This window comes from Kocuria sp. ZOR0020 (assembly GCF_000800955.1).
In the GTDB taxonomy this organism is placed as follows: Bacteria; Actinomycetota; Actinomycetes; order Actinomycetales; family Micrococcaceae; genus Kocuria; species Kocuria subflava.
Map to the genome: position 1 here is coordinate 1 of NZ_JROX01000081.1, position 4,848 is coordinate 4,848.

General features: G+C 65.4%; 1 protein-coding gene and 2 pseudogenes. All 3 read left to right on the top strand.

What is annotated here, in order from left to right; all coding sequences use genetic code 11:
• Window positions 1-261: pseudogene (locus tag L979_RS16235) on the top strand (O-succinylbenzoate synthase); the annotation flags it as partial.
• Window positions 262-473: 212 nt separating this feature from the next.
• Window positions 474-2,727 (top strand): annotated as a pseudogene (locus L979_RS05605) (PhoX family phosphatase).
• A gap of 37 nt (window positions 2,728-2,764) precedes the next feature.
• Window positions 2,765-4,684, top strand: a complete 1,920-nt coding sequence (menD, locus tag L979_RS05610; RefSeq protein WP_047690255.1) for a 2-succinyl-5-enolpyruvyl-6-hydroxy-3-cyclohexene-1-carboxylic-acid synthase — start codon at window positions 2,765-2,767, stop codon at window positions 4,682-4,684.
• Window positions 4,685-4,848 lie beyond the last annotated feature (164 nt).

Here is a 4,848-nt window from a genome sequence, read left to right on the forward strand (position 1 = left end):
GTGGGTCTCAGCGCCGGGGTGGCGCTTGCCGCCAGCCTCCCGGAGCTGCCCTATGCCTGCGGACTGGGAACGGGGTCCTTGCTGGGCCAGGACGTCCTGGCCCACGGACTCAAGCCTTCCAACGGTCAGCTTCCCGTGGGTGCAGTGTCCCCGGAGCCCAACAACCTGCGCGCTGTGGAGCTGCACGGGCCACGGCAGCAGTGGTGGGTGGAACGGATCCGCCGGGTTCACCGGTTGGGACAATCCGGCCCCAACCGCTGAGCACATCCACCGCCGATTGCGCGGTTCACGTCAACGTGAGGCGAGCCCCGCACGCGGGCTCGCCTCACTGCGTATATTTACATGCTGAGTAGGGGATTTGGTCGCCCACGCTTCATCAGTTGTTGGCAATAAACTCCCCAGTTCTCAACTCTGCGGGTGTCTGATGGTCGCCGTCGTTAAACAGCGCGGCCGTGCTGCGCGGAGAGGTAGTGATGGCTCGGATTCTTCTGCCCATGCTGGGGCACACAAATGGCAAACGCAGCCCGTTGACCTGTGAACTCAAGTGCGGCTCCCAGTGCACCAAGCCGGTGTGCAACACCTCCCACAACGCCACGTTCCATGACGTTGCCTCCACCGCTCTCTCGCCGCTCAGCCCTGGGTCTGGGCACGGCAGCAGCCGTGACGGTGGGGGTGGCTGTGACCGGTACCCGCACCGAGGCTCAGGCCACGTTCGCGCACTGGGGTGCCAACAACGGCACCTTGGAGTTCGAGCCGATTGCTCCTGTGGCTGCCACGGTGGATGACCTCAACGTTCCCAAGAACTACGACTGGTCGCCGATCATCCGCTGGGGTGATCCGCTCTTCCACGACTCTCCCGAGTTCGATCCCCGAAACCAGACCGCTGAAGCCCAGGCCAAGCAGTTCGGCTTCAACAACGATTACCTGGACATCATGCCGGATGCCGGCGGCACCGCGGGTGTGTTGGTCTGCAATCACGAATACACCAACGAGAACACCATGTTCCCGGCGGATCAGAGTGAGGACCTGCAGCGCACCGCCAGCGTGGGCATTGCTGCCCACGGCATGGCCGTGGTGGAAATCGTGCGTGAGGCACCGGGCAAGCCGTGGACCTACGTCCGTGGTGGCGCGCGCAACCGACGCATCACGGCAGACACCCCGTTCCGGGTGGATGGTCCTGCAGCGGGTTCGGATCTGCTCAAGACCGTGGCAGACCCTGAGGGCAAGACCGTGCTGGGAACTCAGAACAACTGCTCCGGTGGCGTGACCCCGTGGGGCACCATCCTCTCCGGTGAGGAGAACATCCAGAACGTTCTCTCCGGGCCGGACACCCCGGAGAACAAGCGTTACGGGATTCCCGTGGAGCCTCCCAAGCGGCGCTGGGACCTGGTCGATCCGCGCTGGAACGGCAACAACGCCGGATATGAGAACGAGGTCAACCGCTTTGGTTACATCGTGGAGATCGATCCGTCCGATCCCAACTCCACTCCGGTCAAGCACACCTCCATGGGCCGCTTCAAGCACGAGGGCGCGAACGTCTACGTGGCATCCGATGGCACGGTGGTGGCCTACTCCGGGGATGACGAGCGTTTCGACTACCTCTACAAGTTCGTCTCCGAGAAGAAGTACGTCGCAGGCGACCGCGCCCACAACATGACGCTGCTGTCCTTCGGTGATCTCTACGTGGCCAAGTTCACCGGCAACTCGGAAGGCGAGATCGACGGTTCGAGTCGGCTCCCATCAGACGGTGCTTTCGACGGCGCCGGTGAGTGGTTGCCCCTGGTGGTCGATGGCGAATCCAAGGTGGAGGGCATGGACGTGGACGAGGTCCTGGTCTTCACCCGTCTGGCCGCGGACAAGGCCGGTGCCACCAAGATGGACCGTCCGGAGGACGTGGAACCCAACCCGCACACGGGCAAGATCTACGTGGCTTGTACCAACAACACTCTCCGCGGTGAACCCGGTCTTGCCGGGGCCGATGAGGCCAACCCGCGCAACAACAACCGCGACGGTCACGTCATCGAGATCACGGAGGACGCCGCCAACTCGGCCGGGACCACCTTCCACTGGGACATCCTGCTGGTGTGTGGGGATCCGGCCAAAAATGGTTCGGCGTACTTCTCCGGATTCCCCACGGACAAGGTCTCCCCGATTTCCTGCCCGGACAACGTGGCATTCGACTCCCAGGGGTACCTGTGGATCTCAACCGACGGCGCGCCCACCGCCATCGGCTACAACGACGGTTTGTTCCGTGTTGATCTGACCGGTCCCAAGCGCGGGCGCACCCAGCAGTTCCTCTCCGTTCCCCAGGATGCGGAGACCTGTGGCCCTGTGATTCACGATCGCGAGAACATGGCCTACGTGGCGGTGCAGCATCCGGGTGAGGACGGGACCTTTGAGACCCCGCGCTCCTACTTCCCCGACTACGTGCTGCCAACCCGTGAGGGTGAAGGCCAGTTCGCCATGCCCCGTCCCTCAGTGATCCAGATCTTCTCCACCACCGAGGGAGAACCTCCGTTCGTGGACGAGGACGGCCGCCCCGGCAAGGGCAAGGGCAAGGGCCGTGGCCACAAGAACAGGGGCCCGGGCAACAACAACGGGCGGGGCAAGGGCCGTGGCCCCAAACGCGAAGGCTACCGAGGCCGCTCCACGGAAGAACTGCGCAACAAGGCACGCAACGCTCCGCGGTCCTACGACGACGGCCGATCGCACCGGTTTGGCTGGTGAGTGAACCGTGAACTCTGGGGGCGGTCAGTAGGGTGAGATGGTGACCATCGAATCCCTGCTGACCGCTTCTGCCGTTCTGGACCGTCTGGTGAATGCCGGTGCGCGCGAAGTCTTCTTCTGCCCCGGTTCCCGGTCCGCACCCTTTGTGTACGCGGCTGCGGCTGTGGATGGCACTGACCTGCGGACCCACGTGCGTCTGGACGAACGATCCGCTGCCTTCCACGCACTCGGTGCGGCCAAGGCCACGGGCCGTCCAGCGGTGGTGGTCACCACCTCCGGCACGGCCGTGGGCAATCTGATGCCTGCCGCCATGGAAGCCGATCACGCGGAGGTGCCCCTGATCCTGCTGACCGCGGACCGTCCACCGGAACTGCGTGGCACCGGTGCCAACCAGACCACCCGCCAGGACGGGATCTTTGGCAGCCACGTACGGGCCACCGTGGACGTGGTGATCGAACCGGGGCTTGACCCCCACCAGATCACAGCCCAGGTCCACAGCGCCGTGGAGCCGGTTCTGGCGGCTCTCAACGACGACGGCGCTCGCGTCCCCGGCCCCGTTCACATCAACGTGGCGCTGCGTGAACCCCTGCAACCGGCCCTGGATGACGCGCAGGCCGGTGACACGCAGGCCAGTGACATGCAGGACAATGACATGCAGGCCGCCGCACGCAACCAGGCCACAACTGCAGCATGGTCACCGGCGCCCGTGAAGCCGAGTGCTGCCGTGCCCGTGGCAGCAACCGACCTGGCGCAGACGCAGCTCTCCCAGAACAGGCAGTCCTCCCAGAACGGTGAGGGCCACGGTGACCCCGGCACGTACCGCACCGTGATTCTGGCCGGGGACGGCGCCGGAGAGGCGGCCAGGGTCCTGGCTGAAACCCTGGGCCTGCCTCTGATGGCTGAGCCGTCCTCCAACGCTCGCTGCGGGACTCACGCCATCGGTCCGTATCGGCTGTTGTTGGACACCCCCCTGGGGGAACAGATCGAGCGAGTCCTGCTGATGGGCCGCCCCACGCTCTCCCGCCCCGTGGGTGCTCTTCTGGCCCGGCCACATGTGCAGACCGCGGCGTGGCAACCGCGTGCGGTGGCCTGGTACGACGAAGGCCGTCGTCGGGAAACCGTGGTGCGAACCCTGTCCGAGGTCCTGGATTTCACGGGCCATCCTCCCCAGGACTGGTTGGGTGCCTGGCAGCGTCTGGGGGCAGTGGCGCAAACTGCGATCAACCAAGAACTGGACCCCCACCTGCAGGAACACGAACACGCAGTACCGGCCGGTGCCGCAGCATTTGCACGGGAGGTGCCCCCTGTGTCGGATGTGATCCCGGGGCCGGTGGTGGCCCGGGAGGTGTGGGCAGCTTGCCGTCGGGATGGCTCGTCACTGGTGGCAGGTTCCTCCAACCCCATTCGGGACCTGGACTTGTGTGCCGATCCCGGACCCGCACCGGGGTGCTCCGGTCAAGACCACCAGGTGACCGTCATGGCCAACAGAGGGTTGGCGGGCATTGACGGCACCGTGGCCACCGCGGCCGGTGCCGCCCTGGCCACAGGGCAGCCCATGCGCGCCCTGATGGGGGACGTGACATTCCTGCACGACGCCGGATCCCTGACGCACCTGGTGCACGAAACCCGACCCGATCTTCAGATCGTGGTGCTCGATGACCGCGGCGGCGGGATCTTCAACACCCTGGAACACGGTTCCCTGGGCGGACAACCACAGTGGGCGCACACCGTGGAACGGTTCTTCGGAACGGAACCCGCCGTGCAAATCCCCACGCTGTGTGCCGCCTACGGCGTACCGGTGCAGTCAGTCACCACCGTGGAAGAGCTGCACCGTGCGTTGGAGCAGCCGCCAGCCGGGGTGTCGGTCGTCGTCGTTGCTGCCAGCCGTGCAGGCCTACGGTCCATGAACGCCAGGATCAAGCAGGCCGTCACACGAGCAGCTGCTGACCTGGCCTGAGCGGTATGGATCTGCCTGAGGGGATGCAGCGAGCCTGAACGCACGGTACTGACCTGAACTGATGCAGGTGGCCTGAATGGATGCAGCCGGCCAGGATGGATGGAGCTGGCCAGGATGCAGACACAGCGCCGGGGTTGGTTCGTCGACGGTGACGAACCAACCCC